15 protein-coding genes are annotated in these 15573 nt (G+C 65.6%); 9 read left to right on the forward strand and 6 right to left on the reverse strand.

Annotation, left to right across the window (positions count from 1 at the left end; translation table 11 throughout):
• Window positions 1–128 precede the first annotated feature (128 nt).
• The 6 genes from ACQY5K_RS14125 to ACQY5K_RS14150 form a co-directional block, all read right to left on the reverse strand.
• Window positions 129–1292 carry an ISAzo13 family transposase gene (locus ACQY5K_RS14125; protein WP_428122705.1) on the reverse strand — a complete coding sequence of 388 codons (1164 nt, stop codon included), beginning with the start codon at window positions 1290–1292 and terminating at the stop codon, window positions 129–131.
• Window positions 1293–1447: 155 nt separating this feature from the next.
• Window positions 1448–2488 carry a DNA methyltransferase gene (locus tag ACQY5K_RS14130; protein ID WP_428122708.1) on the reverse strand — a complete coding sequence of 347 codons (1041 nt, stop codon included), beginning with the start codon at window positions 2486–2488 and terminating at the stop codon, window positions 1448–1450.
• A gap of 267 nt (window positions 2489–2755) precedes the next feature.
• The gene (locus ACQY5K_RS14135) at window positions 2756–4294 is read right to left on the reverse strand and encodes an IS1182 family transposase (RefSeq protein ID WP_428116415.1); all 1539 of its coding nucleotides are present in this window, start codon (window positions 4292–4294) and stop codon (window positions 2756–2758) included.
• 54 nt (window positions 4295–4348) lie between these two features.
• Entirely contained in the window at window positions 4349–4582 is a 234-nt protein-coding gene (locus tag ACQY5K_RS14140; RefSeq protein ID WP_428116418.1) for a hypothetical protein, read from the reverse strand.
• On the reverse strand, window positions 4579–4722 hold the full coding sequence (locus ACQY5K_RS14145; RefSeq protein WP_428116420.1) for a hypothetical protein: 144 nt from the start codon (window positions 4720–4722) through the stop codon (window positions 4579–4581). Before ACQY5K_RS14145 ends, ACQY5K_RS14140 begins: the two co-directional genes overlap by 4 nt.
• 198 nt (window positions 4723–4920) lie before the next feature.
• The gene (locus ACQY5K_RS14150; RefSeq protein ID WP_428116423.1) at window positions 4921–5817 is read right to left on the reverse strand and encodes an IS1595 family transposase; all 897 of its coding nucleotides are present in this window, start codon (window positions 5815–5817) and stop codon (window positions 4921–4923) included.
• Between the two features lie 1068 nt (window positions 5818–6885).
• On the opposite strand from ACQY5K_RS14150, the gene ACQY5K_RS14155 reads away from it, so the two are divergent.
• The 9 genes from ACQY5K_RS14155 to ACQY5K_RS14195 all read left to right on the forward strand — a co-directional run bounded on the left by ACQY5K_RS14155 (window position 6886) and on the right by ACQY5K_RS14195 (window position 15506).
• Window positions 6886–9564 carry a cell wall-binding repeat-containing protein gene (locus tag ACQY5K_RS14155; RefSeq protein ID WP_428116425.1) on the forward strand — a complete coding sequence of 893 codons (2679 nt, stop codon included), beginning with the start codon at window positions 6886–6888 and terminating at the stop codon, window positions 9562–9564.
• Window positions 9565–9715: 151 nt separating this feature from the next.
• Window positions 9716–10510: a TIGR04255 family protein gene (locus tag ACQY5K_RS14160; RefSeq protein WP_428116428.1), complete on the forward strand. Its 795-nt coding sequence runs from the start codon at window positions 9716–9718 to the stop codon at window positions 10508–10510.
• Window positions 10507–11169: a helix-turn-helix domain-containing protein gene (locus ACQY5K_RS14165; RefSeq protein WP_428116430.1), complete on the forward strand. Its 663-nt coding sequence runs from the start codon at window positions 10507–10509 to the stop codon at window positions 11167–11169. Before ACQY5K_RS14160 ends, ACQY5K_RS14165 begins: the two co-directional genes overlap by 4 nt.
• Before the next feature lie 10 nt (window positions 11170–11179).
• Complete coding sequence (locus tag ACQY5K_RS14170; protein WP_428116432.1) at window positions 11180–11344, forward strand: hypothetical protein; 165 nt, start codon at window positions 11180–11182, stop codon at window positions 11342–11344.
• Window positions 11344–11535 carry a hypothetical protein gene (locus ACQY5K_RS14175; protein WP_428116435.1) on the forward strand — a complete coding sequence of 64 codons (192 nt, stop codon included), beginning with the start codon at window positions 11344–11346 and terminating at the stop codon, window positions 11533–11535. Before ACQY5K_RS14170 ends, ACQY5K_RS14175 begins: the two co-directional genes overlap by 1 nt.
• Window positions 11532–11897 (forward strand): hypothetical protein, encoded by a 366-nt coding sequence (locus ACQY5K_RS14180; RefSeq protein WP_428116437.1) that lies wholly within the window; start codon window positions 11532–11534, stop codon window positions 11895–11897. The genes ACQY5K_RS14175 and ACQY5K_RS14180 overlap by 4 nt, the downstream gene beginning before the upstream one ends.
• Window positions 11898–11956: 59 nt before the next feature.
• Window positions 11957–12100, forward strand: a complete 144-nt coding sequence (locus ACQY5K_RS14185) for a winged helix DNA-binding protein (protein ID WP_428122710.1) — start codon at window positions 11957–11959, stop codon at window positions 12098–12100.
• Window positions 12101–12169: 69 nt separating this feature from the next.
• A complete protein-coding gene (locus ACQY5K_RS14190) occupies window positions 12170–14887 on the forward strand; it encodes a cell wall-binding repeat-containing protein (protein ID WP_428116440.1) in 2718 nt (905 codons plus the stop codon).
• 277 nt (window positions 14888–15164) lie between these two features.
• Entirely contained in the window at window positions 15165–15506 is a 342-nt protein-coding gene (locus ACQY5K_RS14195; RefSeq protein ID WP_428122858.1) for a hypothetical protein, read from the forward strand.
• The last annotated feature ends 67 nt before the right edge of the window (window positions 15507–15573 follow it).

Genomic DNA, 15573 nt, shown 5'->3' on the forward strand with positions numbered 1-15573 from the left:
AATCGTATCTTGGCTACGACCAAGCCGCCGACAATAACCCGTCTGTATGAAATCTAATGAGGCTTCGATCCACATTGAAGAGTTATGGAATTGATGCGTTAGGGTCCGCCGCGAGTTAGGTCGCGTGTTCAGTTGGGTGTGATGGTGTAGTTCCATTCGCCGTGCCAGTGGTGGGGGCACAGCGGCAGTTGTTCCATTTGTGTGTTGGTGATCTTGATGCCGCGTTGGTACCAGCCGGGGTCGTAGGCGGCTTGCACGGTGAGTCCGGTTTGGGTGGTGGTGGAGGCGATGAGCTCGATGATCGTGGCGATGTCGGTGAGGGGTCGGCCTCGCCAGTTCATGGAGATGAAGCTGAAGAGGCGGTGTTCGATCTTGTTCCACTTGCTGGTGCCGGGCGGGTAGTGCACGATGGTGATCTCGAGGCCGGTCTCGGCGGCGAGTTGGGCGAGGAACCACTTCCAGGCGCGGGGCCGGTAGCCGTTGGAGCCGCCGGCGTCGGCGGTGATCAGCAGCCGGGTCGCGGTCGGGAACCGGTCGCGGCCCAGGGTGTTCCACCAGCGGCGGATGGACTCCACGGCGAACTCGGCTGTGTCGGCGGAGTCGCCGACGTTGACCCAGCCGGCGTTGTTGGCGACGTCGTAGACGCCGTAGGGGATGGCCTTGGCGAACTCGCCCAGCGCCCGATCAGCGAAGTCGTGCACGCTCACCCGCTGGGGTTCCCCGGCGGGCTGCCACTCGGCGCCGCCGTTGGCGTAGGGCCCGATCAGCTCTTTCTTCTTCGTGTCCACGCTGATCACGGGGTCGCCGGCGGCGAGGCGCTCCGAGGCCAGCCGGTTGAGGTACTCGAACTGGGCGTCGCGGTCGGGGTGGCCGGCTCCCTCGTTCTGCTTGGCCGGCGCCTGCAACGAGTAGCCCATCTGATGCAGCAGCCGGCGCACCAGCTCCGCGGACGCCTTGAAGCCCTGCCCGGCGAGCTCGCGTGCGAGCTGATACGTCGACTTCAGCGTCCAGCGCAGCGGCGACATCGGGCTGCCCCGCGTGCCGGGATGCACCAGCTCGTCAAGCGCTTCGAGCAGACCAGGCTGCTTGTCGACCGCCGGGCGGTCCCCGCCGCCCTCGGCGCGCTGACGATCCCACGGCTCCGCCCCGGCGCGCACCTCACGTACCGCCTTGGACAACGTCGACGTCGAGACCCCCGACGCCCCCGCCACGAACGCCTGCCCGCCACGACCCAGCGCCTCAGCCATCGCGCCGGTCACGACGCGCCGCTGCCGCTCGCCCAGATGCGGCATAACGGTCTCGAAGAACACCCTCGCATCGGCCACCGACAACTCCACACACCCAACACTACATCCCGCGAGTTAACGTATGGCGGCTCCTTAGCCAAAGATGGGGACTCATACGCGTGGCTACACAGCGAGAGTGTCGGGCTCGGACAGCCCCAGCCCTACCTCTGATCGGCCATGTAGCTGTGTTTGCGGTTCTGTCGGCGTAGCCCGCTCAGTGTGTAGATGTTGCTCTTGAGTTGGTTGCAGGGACCGCACAGCAGCACCCTGTTCGTGATGTGGTTGATGCCGCCATCCGACCGCGGGGTGTTGTGGTCCAGTTGCAGATACCGGGCATCATCGAAGGTGCGGTCGCAGCCTTGGCATGCGGAGCCGCGCTGAGCGAGGAGATATTCGACCATGGCGGCGCGGGACATTCGCCGGCCGTCCGGTTCCGCGTAGCGTTCGGTGACTTGCAGGAACGGTGCCGCTGTCTCCCCGTCGTCGGTGCGTACAGGCGGCTCCATCGTGTAGGTGATGTCTCCGAACGTGACCAGCCGATCTTCGTCTGTGTCCGGTGCTGCCAGTCCCTCTTTGCGCAACCGGTCGATGACTACTTCGTGTGCTCGGTCCCAGATGTCGATACCGACCCATTGACGATCCAGGCGTTCCGCCGCAATCGGTGTTGTGGCACAACCGCAGAATGGGTCTAGCACGATGTCGCCGGGGTTGCTGGCAGCCGTGACAAATTTCTCGTATAGCGCTAACGGTTTTTGTGTAGGATAGCCAGTTCGTTCTCTCGCGTTGCCCTTGATGATCGGAACGTAGATGACATCCGATTGGATCTTGAATTCAAGGTTGAAATCAAACAGCACGTCGTTGTCGTTGATAGCCCGCCCAAGGCTCTTCTCAACTTTCTTGATACGCCCTAGTATCAGTTTGTCGGTTGAGGTCTTGACTCTGCCATATGTGACGCAATCGTTTGAATCAAGGTGTCGCAGGTAGCGGTTTCTGTATTCTGATTCGTCACCTTTGATCGGATTGAAGCAGAAGTCGTCGCTCTTGGTATAGCGCAAGATGATGTCGTGGTTCCTTGGGAAGTTGGAGCTGGTATTGCTCATTTTTCCGTAGTGCCAGATAATCTCGTTGCGGAACTGGTGTCTGCCGAATATGGCGTCTAGTAGTTGTTTGAGGTAATGCGACGCGGTGGGGTCGCAGTGCAGCTACAGCGAGCCGGTCGGCTTCAGAATACGGTGCATTTCTACAAGCCTGACGGCCATGTAGCAGAGGAACGCGCCGAGGTCGTCACCCCAACTGGACCGCGCAGCAGCCACGACAGTCCACACAGCGGGCCAGTCGTCTTCTAGGAGACTGCTGAGTAAGTCGGTTGGTGTGTCGGTGTCTTGGGCTTGGTTGGGCTGTGGTCGTGGGTTGGGGCGCGGCGGGGTTCGGTTGTGGGCTGCGGGTTCGGCTTGTCGGTGGGGGTTGGGTCAGGTGATGGCCCAGGTGGTGCCGTTGTGGTGGAGTCCGAGGCTGGTGAGGCGTTGGAGGTTGACTGCTGCGGCGCGCAGCCGCAGCCAGTGCCGGTTGTTGGCGGTGCCGAGGTAGGGGCATCTTCGGTTGCGGCGCACGATCCACGCGATGGTTCTTTCGGCCATGGGCCGCACGGTGCGGTATTGGTGCTGGAACCGGTCGGTGCGGGCTTGGACGCGTGCTGCTTTGAGCAGTTCGTGGTGGGGGTGGATCTTGATGACGCGTCCGTTCTCGGCGGTGGTGCAGCGGTCGCGTTGGGGGCATCGGGCGCAGTGTCGGCCGAAGCGGGCGTTGCCTTTGGGGGTGATGTGCACGGTGTGGCCTTCGGGGCAGGCCACGGTGCCGGAGAACTCGCCTGTGTCGGCGTCGATGCTGTAGTCGATGTCGAAGTCGTCGATGCTGTAGCCGCCCTCGACGGCGACGCTCAGCGGCGGCGGCTTGATCACCGCGTCCATGGCGCGCTCGACGAGATCGGCGCGAAGCTGCCCGGTGCCATAAGCGCTGTCGGCGAGCACCGTGGTGCCGGCGGGCTCGCCGTCGAGCAGCCCCATCGCTGCGTCCGCGTCGCCGGCGTCGCCGCCGGTGAGATCAGCAGCGGTGACCAGCCCGGTGTCGGGCTCGGCCGCGATGTGGGCCTTGTAGCCGTCGCGGTAGCTGTGAGAGGTCTTGTGGGTGTGACGCGACTCGGGATCCACCACGCTGATCACCCGGCCCTTCGCGGTGCCGCGGGCGATCCGCCACCGTCCCGGCCCCCCGGCGGGCTCCACGTCTTGGCCCGCGACCAGCCCCAACAGGCCCACCGCGTCGGCCTGAGCAGCGTCGAGATCGAGATCCGCCGCAGCCGCAGCCAGTTCCACAGCGTCGTCGACCAGCTCGGACACCAGCCGCTCGGCGTCGGCGGGATCGCACCAGTCCACCACCGGCGCGGCCGGGCCCAGATTGCGTTCGCGCACCGGCACCTCGCCCAGCTCGGGAACCAGCCTGCGGACCCGCCGGATCTGGTTCGTCACCATCGTCACAGTGTCCTGACGGGCCACAGCGTCGTCGAGCACCGTGGAATCGAGCACCCGCCGAGCGCTGCCAGCCACAGCGCCCGTCACAGCGATCAGCTCGCGCACCGCGTCGAACACCCGATCCGGGCGGCCGCTCGCGCGCAGCTTGTTGCGCCACAGAGTCAAAACCGTGGGATGGAACGCCGCCTCGGTCAGCGCCAGCCCTGCCGCGGCCTTCCACCCCACATCGGTCTGCAACCGCCGACACGCCTCACGGTCCGACAGGCCCTCGAGAGCCTGCAGCACCATCACCGCAGCGATCACCTCGCCCGGCACCGACGGACGGCCCCGACCCGACCCGAACAGATCCTCGAACAACTCGTCACCGAACAGCCGGCCACGATGCTCGGCCAACAGCGCATACACCGACCCCGGCGGCACAAGATGCCCGCACACCGCCGCCGCGTCCAACAACACCCGATCCTGAACCGCTGAGCCCTGCACCCCGACATTGTCCCGCGCGCCCCCACCCCGCACGCGGAAATCGCGCCCAATAAATCAGCAGTCTCCTAGCTGGTCAATCCATTCGCCCTCGATGTCGTCATCCCAACGCCATCGGTCCTGGAATTTCGCACCCGCAGCGAGGCTGTCGGGTGTGGCGTGGAAGTCTTTGCCTTTGTTGAACGGCGGGTCCGTCGCGATCAGATCGACGCTGTTGCTGTTCATCCCTCGCAGCACGGGCAGGTTGTCGTGATGGAACAACGACCGGTTCGCCCAGTTCGGGGAGGTCATCGCTCGGTCTGGTAGCGCCAGTTCTTTTTCGCTGGGGTGCGCATCACCGCGGCGACCACGTTGTCGAAGCTGTCGGGGATCGGCTCGGCAAGGTCACGGCCGGTGTCGTCGCGTGCCGGATCGGGTTTCTTGTCGCCCATCGCTGGTTCCCTCGTCTGCTCTACACGGCGGGTTGTCTTCGCCATGTCGTGGACAACAGTACGCGACCGGCAGCGAGCGGGGGAGCCTGCCCGGTTACCACGGCTCGGTGCGGTCCGGCTCCGCAGTGGTGCCTGCCGTGCCAGCGACCAGCGTGGCGTACGGGAGCCGCTTGCCGTTCATCGCCAGTGCGGTGAGCGTCAACTGCGTGTCGGTGTGCTCAGGACGCAGGTTGTGGCGACCGGTGACTCGTTCACGTAGCGGTGCAGATGCTTCACCGACATCTGGTGATACGTCCCGACGTAGCCACGCTTGAACATCGACCACAGCGACTCGATGCCGTTCGTGTGAACGGGGCCGCGCACGAACTCGCGAGCCGAGTGAGCGACCGCTGCGTGTGCGTATCCCAAGCTGGCGAGCGGTGTGTACGCCTTGTGCTCGTCAGTGAACACCGTCGCACCCTGCTCGGTGGTGGTCTCGACCGCGCCGGTCAGCGTCGGCGCGGTGGTGTCCGCGACCGGACCGGCAATCACCCGATTCGTGGCACGGTCCTTCACGCCGACCACTGCGGTCTTGTCCACCCCGCCGCGGCCGGTCAACTGGGCACGCTTGTGGGCGTGCATGTTCTTGGCCTTCCCGCCGATGTAGGTCTCATCGACCTCTACCGGTCCGGCGAACAGGCTGAACGTCTGCTGATCGGTCCATGCTTCGCGGATGCGATGCGACAGATGCCACGCCGTCCGGTACGTCACCCCCAGGTCACGATGCAGCTTCATCGAGCTAGTGCCTTTGAGGTTGGTGACCATCAGGTACATCGCCAGCAGCCACACTCGGAACCCGAGATTCGATGCGTGCATCGGGGTGTTCGTGCGAACGCTGAAATGCTTGCGGCACGTCCGGCAGCGGAACGGCTGCGGCTTGCGTGACTTCACCATCTGCACGTTCGCTGACCCGCAGCCGTCATGAGGGCAACGCGGCCCGTCAGGCCAGCGTGCCTCGGCCAGGTACCGCTCCGCTGCGGTGTCGTCGGGGAAACGGTCGAAGAACTCGATCAGCGTCATTCCCTTGCGGTCATTGCGGCCTGGTGCTTTGCCCATGCCCCTACGGTAGAGAGGGGGTGTTACACGAAACGGGTGTTTAGCACTCGCTGCCGTGGTGTGCTAACTCGGATTGTGTAATACTGCGCGCATGAGTGAGACAACCGCAACCAGATCCTACGTTCCGTGTCCGTTCTAAGGCTGCTTCGCCGCAACAAGCGGCCCACATGCTGCGACCACGCGATTGCTCGTGAAGCGCTCAAGCGGGGACAAGCCGAAGCTGACGCCCTCGCTCGGGACGGACGCTCATTCGATGATTCGGTGACGTTGGAAGAATTGGGAGCAATGATCACGGAACTGGATGCGTCCGACGCTTGAGCGATCGGCAATGGCGTTGGAACGGTCTCCATCTGATCCGGGTTGATTGGGGAGCCTCGCGATCCCGTCAGGACGTAGCGGACGCAATTCGGTTTCTGGTCAACGTCGCGACGAATAGTCCGTATCCGCAGCGACCGGGAACGCCGGACCATGACACTCGACCGTTCGGCAGGTATGCAACGGACGGCGTGCGTCGAGCGTGGTTCAACGCGTTTGGTGACACGACGCCGCACGTTGCAGAATTGCAACTCAAGGCGTTCATGGGGCCAGGAGACTCGGAACCCGTGACGAGCTAGCGGCCCGACACTCTCGCTGTGTAGCCACGCGTATGAGTCCCCATCTTTGGCTAACACCCGATATAGGCCCCAAAATTTGATTCGCCTCCGTGGTGGCGGGCCCACAAGTGACGATCTCAGCCAGCCGGCTGCACGCAGCGCGGATGTCCGCGACCCGTTCTGTGTCGCTGCGGCTCACGGCGGGATCGCGATTGCCTTGTTGCGCGCGGCTGCATCTCGGATCTCGGCCCTGAGCCGGCCAACGACTTGCTCACGTTTGCCCACCCCACCGAATGTAACGCTTCGGCTCGGCAGCTCAAGCGCGTCAAGCACAGAACCGGCGGGCGGTGGTCGGGTGTACGGGGGCCGAATTAGCATCACTGGCAGGCCCGCAGGCCGGATCGGGTGTTCAACGGCTGGACGACTCTGATTCGCAGTCGCGTCGGGCGCCGCTTCAATCGAGAGGCACGGACCCGTGAGCACTGCACCACACCGCCGTCGACGCTTTCTGGCAGGGGTCATGGCCGCGATGCTGTGCGCCTCGGTGCTGGCCGTTGTGGCCGGTTCGCCGGCGCAAGCGGCCAACACTGCGCGGGAGCTGCTGGTGGACACCAACAGCGACGGGGTCGGCGACGCCCGTGAGTTCGGCGGCCGTGACCGCTACGACACCGCTCGGCGGCTGGCCCGCAACTTTGCGGCCGGCAAGGGCGGCCTGGGGCAGGTGCCGGTTGTTTTTGTTGCCTCGGGCGCGACGCTGGTGGATGCCGTGGCGGTGTCGGGCCTCGCCGGCCATGAGGACGCTCCCGTGCTGCTGACACCTCGTGACGAGCTGCACAACGGTGTGGCCGACTTCATCGAGGACAACGGCGTCGAAACTGTCTACATCCTGGGCGGATCAGCTGCCGTGGCCGACTCCGTGCTCGACGAGATCGAGGATCTGCCCAATTCGCCAGAGGTGAGCCGCATCCAAGGCGCAGATCGTTATGCGACCGCCGCTGCGATCGGCTCGGAGCTGGGCGGAGGCTCGTCGTGGTGCGGCAGCGACGAGCCGGCGGCGATCCTGGTGAACGGCGGGGATGTCTCGCTGGCCTACGCCATGATGGTGGGCCCACTGGCGTACCGGCTCGAGGTGCCGGTGCTGCTGACTGCTCGGCGGAGCCTGCCGGCGGCCACGGCGGAGTTCCTGCGGTCTGAGGACATCGAGCATGTCGTGATCGTGGGCGGCACCGATTCGGTGGCTGACAGCGTCGAGGCTGCGTTGGTTGCGGCTGGCGTGGACGACATCGACCGCATCGCTGGCGATTCCGCTGCGGGCACGTCGGTGGAGCTGGCCGAGCTGGCCATGGGCCGCTGCGCCGCGGACCTGCGACCGGTCTCGGAGGACACCGTCGCGCTGGTGCACAGTGATGCGCTGCCCGACGGCGTAGCAGCTGCTCCGGTGCTGGCCGCCACATTCGCCGACGGTGACCTGGTGCCGATGCTGCTGGTGGACGACACGCTGCCGACCTCGGTGCGTGACTACCTGGCAGCCACCCCCGACGTAGGCGCCGACGGCGACAACCTGGAGCTGAAGATCGTGGCCATCGGCGGCACCGCTGCGGTGGGCTCCGACGTGGTGGATTCGGCGCTGCGCGAATCAGCTTCCGCTGATGCGCTGAGCGTGCAAATCGGAGCTGCACAGGACACGAACGGGGACGGCAAGATCGATGCCGGCGACGTGCCCGCCCCCGGCGACTACGCCGTGATCTTTTACTTCAACGCGTCGGTCGCAAGCGGCGATGCTTCGGCGGCGTCGATCATGCGCGACATCGTGTGGCTGAACGGCGCGCCGCCATTGCTCGGCAGCGGCAACCCGGTGTCAGTGGTCAGCGCAGTCGACCCGTGCGACCCCGAGCAGGTGACGGTGAACTTCGCGCACCCGCTGAATGACCGCGACATCATCTCGATCGTGCCGGACGCCACGGTCGGCGCAGGTGCGAGCGAACGGCGTGTCCGGCCCGCTTCGGCGGAGGTGACAGCGCGTGCGACGGCCAGGCCCCGTCCGACGATTGAGGTGTTCATGTTTGTCGGCCGGATCACCGCCGACGTCAGGATTTCCGACGGCGGCCCGCTGAACGTGGAAGACGTCGACCTGCGGAGTGACAACCCGGATCAGTCCGTGAGCGTCGACCCGGTGTCGAGCAATCTGATCTTCGCCGAGGCGCTTCAGACGGGCGATCGGGTGGTGATCAGGCGGGGTGCTGTCACCGACTCCCAAGGCAACTCAAGCGCTCAGCGCACGCATCTGGCCATGGCGCCCGACGAGAACCCGCGGATCACCTCGGTGCTGATGAGCGATCTGCGTCACAGCAGCGAGGCGGTGGCGCAGGTGCCGCCGGCAATCTCGGGTGAGGGCAACAGTGCGTTCATCTCGGGCCGGGCGGGCGGTGACGCCGAAGGGGCCGCGGGCAATGCGTGGTCGATCATCTTCGACGTGGCGAGCGACTGGACCCCGAGCGGTGGCGTGGACATCGATGTGCGGGTCGTCAGCGACGACCAGACCGCGTTCGTGCGGTTCGACAACGGCAAGGCCCGTAACCGGGATCTGCGGGCTGCTTTGGAGGCTCATAGCGCATTCAATGCGCTGTTCGAGATGGAGCCTCCGCCCGATTCTTCAGGGGGATGCGGTTCGATCCGCAATACCGAGCTGAGCCTGGACACGAACGACCGGCAGATCACGGCTGCCCTGAGCGGCGGGGTGACTGAGGCGGCGATCGAGGTGCGGTTCAACGGCTACGTGGACAACGTGGACGACGACGGGCTGCTCGAGGACATCCTGCGGGCTGTGGTGAGCCGCTCTGATGTGGCCAGCACCGACAGTGTTCGTGCCGCTTTGGACCTGAGTTTCCCGGAGCCGTTCGTCGCGCCGGGCAAGGTGGTGCGCTACGAGGCCCGCACGTCGGATGCGACGATGCTGCCGCGGGTGCGGGACCTGGTGGCCACGCCGGCCGGCCGTGATCAGGTATTCGACGACCCGAATACCCCTGCCGACGAGAGTGCCGAGGCTGTGGCGGCGATTGCGACTGGGTACGCGCCGCCCCAAGACGACGACGAGAAGAACGGCCCGTCGCGGGTGCGCATCGCCCGCAGCAGCCTCGTCAAGCCACCCGCCTAACCCCGCCAGCCCCACGCTCTGACGTCGTCGGGTGCCAGGTGCGAGCCCAGCGCGTGCGCTTCGGTGCTGGTGACCGCGGTGAATCCCGTCACAACCGGTGTGAGTTTCGGTACCCGTCCTGGTGCGGGTTTGGGTTTATAGTGTCTGGCAGATGGGCTACACGCGCGAGGTGTACGCGAACGCACCGCTGGAGTTCGTCACCTGTGAAATCCGGTTCCCACTAGTGCCGCGTCTGACGGATGATGACATCTTGAACCGTCTGGTAGAGCAGTTTTCTGATTCGTTGCCAATTCCCGCCACGGGAACGGTGCAGTGGGCAGACGACGACACGGACGATGGCGATGAAACCCAGCGCTTGTTGCGGTTCTCCAATCGCGATCGGACATCCTCGGTCGTCGTTACCCGAACGTCCTTGGCGATCGAGACCACCACGTACAGCGAGTGGTCAGCGTTCCGAACCTTGATCATGCAAGCGATCAGTGTGGTTGCCAGCAATGCGCGAGTGGCTGGCGTCGAGCGCGTAGGCCTGCGGTACATCGACGAAATTCGCGTTCCCGAGACCATCACCGACGCATCCCAGTGGAGCGATTGGGTCGCTGCAGATGTCCTCAGCCACCTGAAGACGGTGCCTGACATGTCACCTGCAGGCTTCACCACTGCGGCCGTACTACACAACGGCAACCATCACATGCTGGTCCGCTATGCCGCGATGGTCGGCCCGGGAGTCGTCGGGGACAAGCCTCTGCGCCGACGGAGGCAAACGCCAGACGGCCCTTTCTTTGTTATTGACGTCGACTCGTATCGCGACACCAGCGGCCCTGAAATGATCGACTTCGACACCGAGCCGGTCGCTACCGTGCTCGACGAGCTACACGAACCGATAGGGAGACTCTTCCAACGCTCGATCACCGATCGTGCGCGGGAATTGTTTCGGGAGGAGCCATGACGCTCATCACCGATCAAACCTCAGCGAAGTCCCGCCAGCTTGGCTCGGGGTTCATGCCCGAGATCGGCACGGCTGCTGCATCGGAGGCGATCGCCGACCTCAATGAGTCCTATTGGGGTTGCATGCGTTGGGCGAGTACCGCGACACCTCGTTTCTCCAGCGTGGATGAGGTGCACAGCCACCGTGCACCGCAAGCGACCACTCTGAGCCATTTGACCAATCGGAAGGCGCAGGGCGGCAGCGAGGCGCTTCTCGAAGAGCTGGCGGTCGATCGTGGACTCGGATGGACTGACGTCGCCCGGTTGTGCGGGGTTTCAATCTCAGCGGTACGCAAGTGGCGATCGGGAGGTGCACTTGCGCCCGAGCGCCTGCGGTCGCTGAGCAAACTTGCTGCGTTCTTGGATCTTCTAGAGAAGGCTGGGCCGATCGGCGATCCGGTCGGTTGGCTGATGATGCCTCTTGTCGAGCAACACACCGTCACGGCCGCTGAGATCTATCGCTTTGGCCTTGACGAAGACATCCTTGAGCACGCGCAGGGGCGACTGAGTGTCGAAGAGCTGCTGGACCGCTGGAGTTCTAGCTGGCGGAAGGACACACACGCGGATTGGATGGTTGTTGAACGCCCTGATGGCGAGCGAGTGATCGCCCGGCGTAGCTGACGGGGACACGTTGAGCGAACTCGACGAACCTGAGGATCCCTTTGACGTCTGGTACGTGTGTCCTCCCGAGGAGGTGCCGGTCCATCGGATGCTCATGCAGGGTGATGTGGTCCTGCTCGACTCGGGCCCGGTGTGCGTGGTGTCTCACGCTTGTTCAATGCGGCACCGGTTCTGATGGAGGCGAATCTGCACGAGGAATGGATTGAGGCCCTGGGTGAGGCCAGCGAGCCAGAATTTGAGGCGCTCCTCGGTGCGGACGACCGCCTGCTCAGGAATTTAATGTCGGTGCCGCAATCCCGGTTCGATGCCCAGTCGTCGATTCGGCAACAGATCAAGCAGCGTCGGGATGCGCAGCGCACGGCGTGAGCGTTCAACTGTCGCTGCTGGCTGAGGAGACGGCGGTGGTGCCTGGAGGTCTCGAGTACCACCCTGCGTTCTTGACGGCCCACGATGAGGCCGAGTTGCTGGCTCAGATCGACGGCGCCGATTCGCCATGGCTCGACGACTTGTCGAGAAGGGTGCAGCACTTCGGTTACAAGTACGACTACTCGAACCGCAGGCTCGATGACTCGGCGCGCATCGGACCGCTGCCGGACTGGCTGACCCAGCTCGCACACAGGGTTCGCGTCGCTGCGTCTGAGGAAGCGAAGTGCCTGCTGGATGCGCAACGGCCCTTTGAGCAAGCGATCATCAATACAGTCACCGATCCAAGCAATGAGCCCTCGTAGGTCGGGTCTCGTCAATTTGGCGTCATACCTGAACTCGTGGCCACTGCGGATCGCCCGCGCTGGGGAGAAGCCGCCCGAAGATCTCGGAAGCATTAATCCGGCTCGAGGAACGAGGGCTGGTCACAGACGCTGAGTCGGCAGTTGACGGCCGTTTACGGTTGTACGAACTGACGGACGAGGGTCGCGCCGCCGCGGCGCGGTGAGTTTGGGACACCTACACGACAGACTGTCGCGTGATGGACAGAATGCGGCCGCGCAGGCGGGTTCGATGGGTGGCCGCGCTCGTTGCGGCGATGACGGCGGCGTCATTGCTGGCGGTGCCGAGTGCGAGCGGTCAGACGGCGGCTGCTGCGGGGCCTGGGCCGGTGCCACCGAGCCAGTGGCCGCAGTCGTATCTGGCGGCGCCGCAGCTCGAGGCCTGGCCGAACGGCATTCGCATCTTCGGCGCCGACCGGTACCAGACCGCGCTGGCGGTTGCGCTGACCATGCGCGGCCGCGGCGGCTTCCCGTTCGACTCACCCGATGCCACCTCGGGCGACGGACGAAGCCTGGCTGCTGCCAACGGCTGGTGGGGCCTGGGGGTGTGCCCGCGGTCGATCATCGTGGTGGCGTCGGATTCACCGGCCGACGCGCTGGCTGCGGCGGCGCTGTCGGACTCGACGGGCGGTTCCAGCGAGCCGTATCTGCGGCGGGTCGCGGCCAGCGATCCGCTGTTCGATCCCATCGGGGGCTTCAACCGGGTCGACACGCTGGCAGCGCCCATCCTGCTCACCGGCTCGGCCCGTTCGGGGGCTCGGTCGCTGAATCACGCCACTCGGCTGGCCGCGCACGACCTTCGCCAAGGCGGCTGCAACGCAGCCCGCCAGGCGATCGTGGTCGGCGGCGAGGCTGCGGTTCCGGTCGAGGTGGAGTCCGAGCTGGTGTCCATCGGCTACAACGAGGTATTCCGGGTGAGCGGCGCCTCGCGGTACGGCACGGCTGCAGCGGTCGCGACAGCGCTGGGCACAGCGCCCATTCCTGGGGGCGTGGACGGATGCGCCGACCGTTCCGCCTCCGACGGCGCAGCCACCATGACCTTCTACGCGAACTCGGTGGTGGAGTGGCGTCCACGAGCACGCGAGTGCGAGCTGCTGGGCCGCACCGTGGTGCTCACCGGCGGGGTGGATGCGCTCGCTGCGGGCTGGTGGACGAGCTTCTGGCAGGTACCGGTGCTGCTGGCTGACGGCAGCGACAGCCTTCCCGACGAGACCGCGGTGGCGCTCAGCCTGCTCGACGCAGAGAACCTGATTGTGCTGGGCGGAACAGCGCAGATTCCCGAGCAGGTTGCAGCGTCGGCAGCGAATATCGCAGGGGCCGAAATGCTGCGCGTCTCAGGGCCGGATCGCTACGCCACCAGCGTCGCCATGGCCAAGCATTTCGGCGGGTGGTGGCCGAGCCGCAACGGCGAGCACTTCGCCCGCTCCACGGTGTGCTTGGTGGCCTCGAGCGGGCACGGCGACCGCGCTCGCGGCTGGCCTGACGCACTGGGCGCCGGTGCCTGGTGCGGAGCGGCCACGGCCCCGTCTGCCCAGGCGCAGCCCTATGTGGTGGAACGCATGGCCGGGACAGTGACGGCGCCCGAGACCGGGCTCGTTGCCGCGGCGCGGCGTTCGGCCACAAGCCCGTCGACCACCGGGGTGCCGTGGCCGAAGCGATCCGCGGTGCCCATTCTGCTGGTGCCCGCTGGGGCGAGTGAGCTGCCGGCGTCGGTATCGGACTTCCTGCGCCAGTCATTCACGGCAAGCCGGCGGTGCATCGATGCGGTGGGGGGCATTGGGCGGCGCGGTGCAGCCGACGCAGATGCCTACGGCGAGGCCCTCAACGACGGCCACTGCTTCGAGCCCGGTTTCGTCGTGGCCTTCGGCGGGCCGTCGGTCATTCACCCCGGCTTGATGGCCGAGGCGTCCGCAGCGGTGAGCGGTCGGCTGATATCGGCTGAGGTTCCCGACAATCCCATTCTGGTGGGCGCACAGACCACGGACCGCACCAATCCCAGCCGCACGGTCAAGGCGCCAGGTGCACGGCGGGGAGTCGGGGCGTTCGCCACGCGGCTGGCGCTGGACGGGCTGGTGCATCACAGGGCCGATGCCGGCGGGCCGTTCCCGGACAACAACCCTGAGGGATCGGGCGGCGGCTCGGCCTCTGGGCGCGTCTGGCTGTGCTTCCCGCGTTCCACCTACGTGGGGGCACGTTGGCTGGTGGCGGAAACGTCGTGGCGGCGTTCGCCGCTGGCTGTGGTCGACCTGCCCGAGCTGGGCTGGTATGGCGCCGACGCCGACGGCGTGTCGCGCACCGAAGGCGACGGCGGCCCCGGCTGTGTGGTCTCGGCGCTGCCCGACGACGAGCCCCTTGTCGTGCGCGCCGTGGATCCATTCGGACGTTCTTCCATAACGACCGTGCTGGTGGCCGACGAGCACCGGCGATTCTGGATGGCGCAGCCGGCCACCTTGGAGGCACGGGGGCACGAGGGGCTGCCGGGCTACGACGATCCCACCCAGGGCGGTGTCACGAATTGGTCGTTCCGCTCGGACCAACCCCAGGACTACGTGCACATGCCGCCCGACCGGGAGGCGCTGACTGGCGCGTTCTTGTCGATCCAGATCGTGCGCGGCCTCGGCGAGGAAGATCCCGACCTGTTCAATGCGCTGTGGTCGACCGACACAGCGAGGGGAACCGTGACGGGAACTGCCGCTGGCGAGGCCCGGCTGAACGGCGATGTCTGGGAGTTGCGAGGCATGAGCGTGCTCAGCGGCGGATCGTGGCTGATCGACGTCTACGGCGCCAACCCGCAAGCCCCGAGCGGCCTGGGTTTGAGCGCGTCGGTCGTCGGGCTGGCAGACGGCGGCTACGGCGCAGGCGGATTCGTAGGCACTATCTCGCTCCACGGCTCCGGGCCCGACGACGACATCGCCACCTGGCAAGCCGACGCCTACATCAACGCTGTGCCGTGACATCGAGAATGAGACCGACATGAGCGCAGCGAGACTTGGAGAACACTTCGTAGCTGCCTGGCATCGGGTAGGTGGCTTTTCCGCTGACGGGGATCCGGTAGTTGGTTCAACTAACGGGTCCCTGTCACCTGATTTGGGGGATTACATCGGTGAGTGACCACGCGGCCCAGTTTGGCGTATGCGAGCCTGTGGATAACGAGCTAGCACTACAGGTGCTCTAGGTGTAATGCCCATGGACCTTGTTGACAGTTCTGCTGCTGTGACAGGTTGAGCCTCCGTGGCAGTGTGGGGTTTGTCGGGTTTGCGGGACGGACTCGACATCAACGCCGCAGCGACGTTCTCGCAACGTCGTGCATGTGCGCCAGGAGAACCGCGGGCTGCGGCGGGCGAACGAGATCCTGCGGCGGGCGGCGACTCTTTTCGAGTAAGGGGCTCGACCGTCGGCAGCCGGTTCACCAGCATCCGCTACGGCGAGCGACTCGACGAGACCGGTGCCACCCCCTCGGTCGGGTCAGTCGGCGATTCCTATGACTGTGAGAAGACTGGTGGTGTCGCCGGGGTGAATCACAGCGAGAATCAGAAACAGGTTCGTGTGTTGCGGGGCGGACGGTTATGGTGAGTTCAGCCTCGTTGCCCGGCTTGTGCGGCGACCGACCCGGAACCTGATGCGCGCTATGTAGCGCCGC

Source organism: Candidatus Poriferisodalis sp. (assembly GCF_965262965.1).
Taxonomy (GTDB): Bacteria; Actinomycetota; Acidimicrobiia; order Acidimicrobiales; family Poriferisodalaceae; genus Poriferisodalis.

Excerpts from the sequence above, each read along its gene's own strand:
- ACQY5K_RS14125 (WP_428122705.1), bottom strand. The coding sequence starts at position 1,292 with ATGCCGCATCTGGGCGAGCGGCAGCGGCGCGTCGTGACCGGCGCGATG.
- ACQY5K_RS14145 (WP_428116420.1), bottom strand. The coding sequence starts at position 4,722 with ATGGGCGACAAGAAACCCGATCCGGCACGCGACGACACCGGCCGTGAC.
- ACQY5K_RS14175 (WP_428116435.1), top strand. The coding sequence starts at position 11,344 with ATGGAGGCGAATCTGCACGAGGAATGGATTGAGGCCCTGGGTGAGGCC.
- ACQY5K_RS14160 (WP_428116428.1), top strand. The coding sequence starts at position 9,716 with ATGGGCTACACGCGCGAGGTGTACGCGAACGCACCGCTGGAGTTCGTC.
- ACQY5K_RS14140 (WP_428116418.1), bottom strand. The coding sequence starts at position 4,582 with ATGACCTCCCCGAACTGGGCGAACCGGTCGTTGTTCCATCACGACAAC.
- ACQY5K_RS14165 (WP_428116430.1), top strand. The coding sequence starts at position 10,507 with ATGACGCTCATCACCGATCAAACCTCAGCGAAGTCCCGCCAGCTTGGC.
- ACQY5K_RS14150 (WP_428116423.1), bottom strand. The coding sequence starts at position 5,817 with ATGGGCAAAGCACCAGGCCGCAATGACCGCAAGGGAATGACGCTGATC.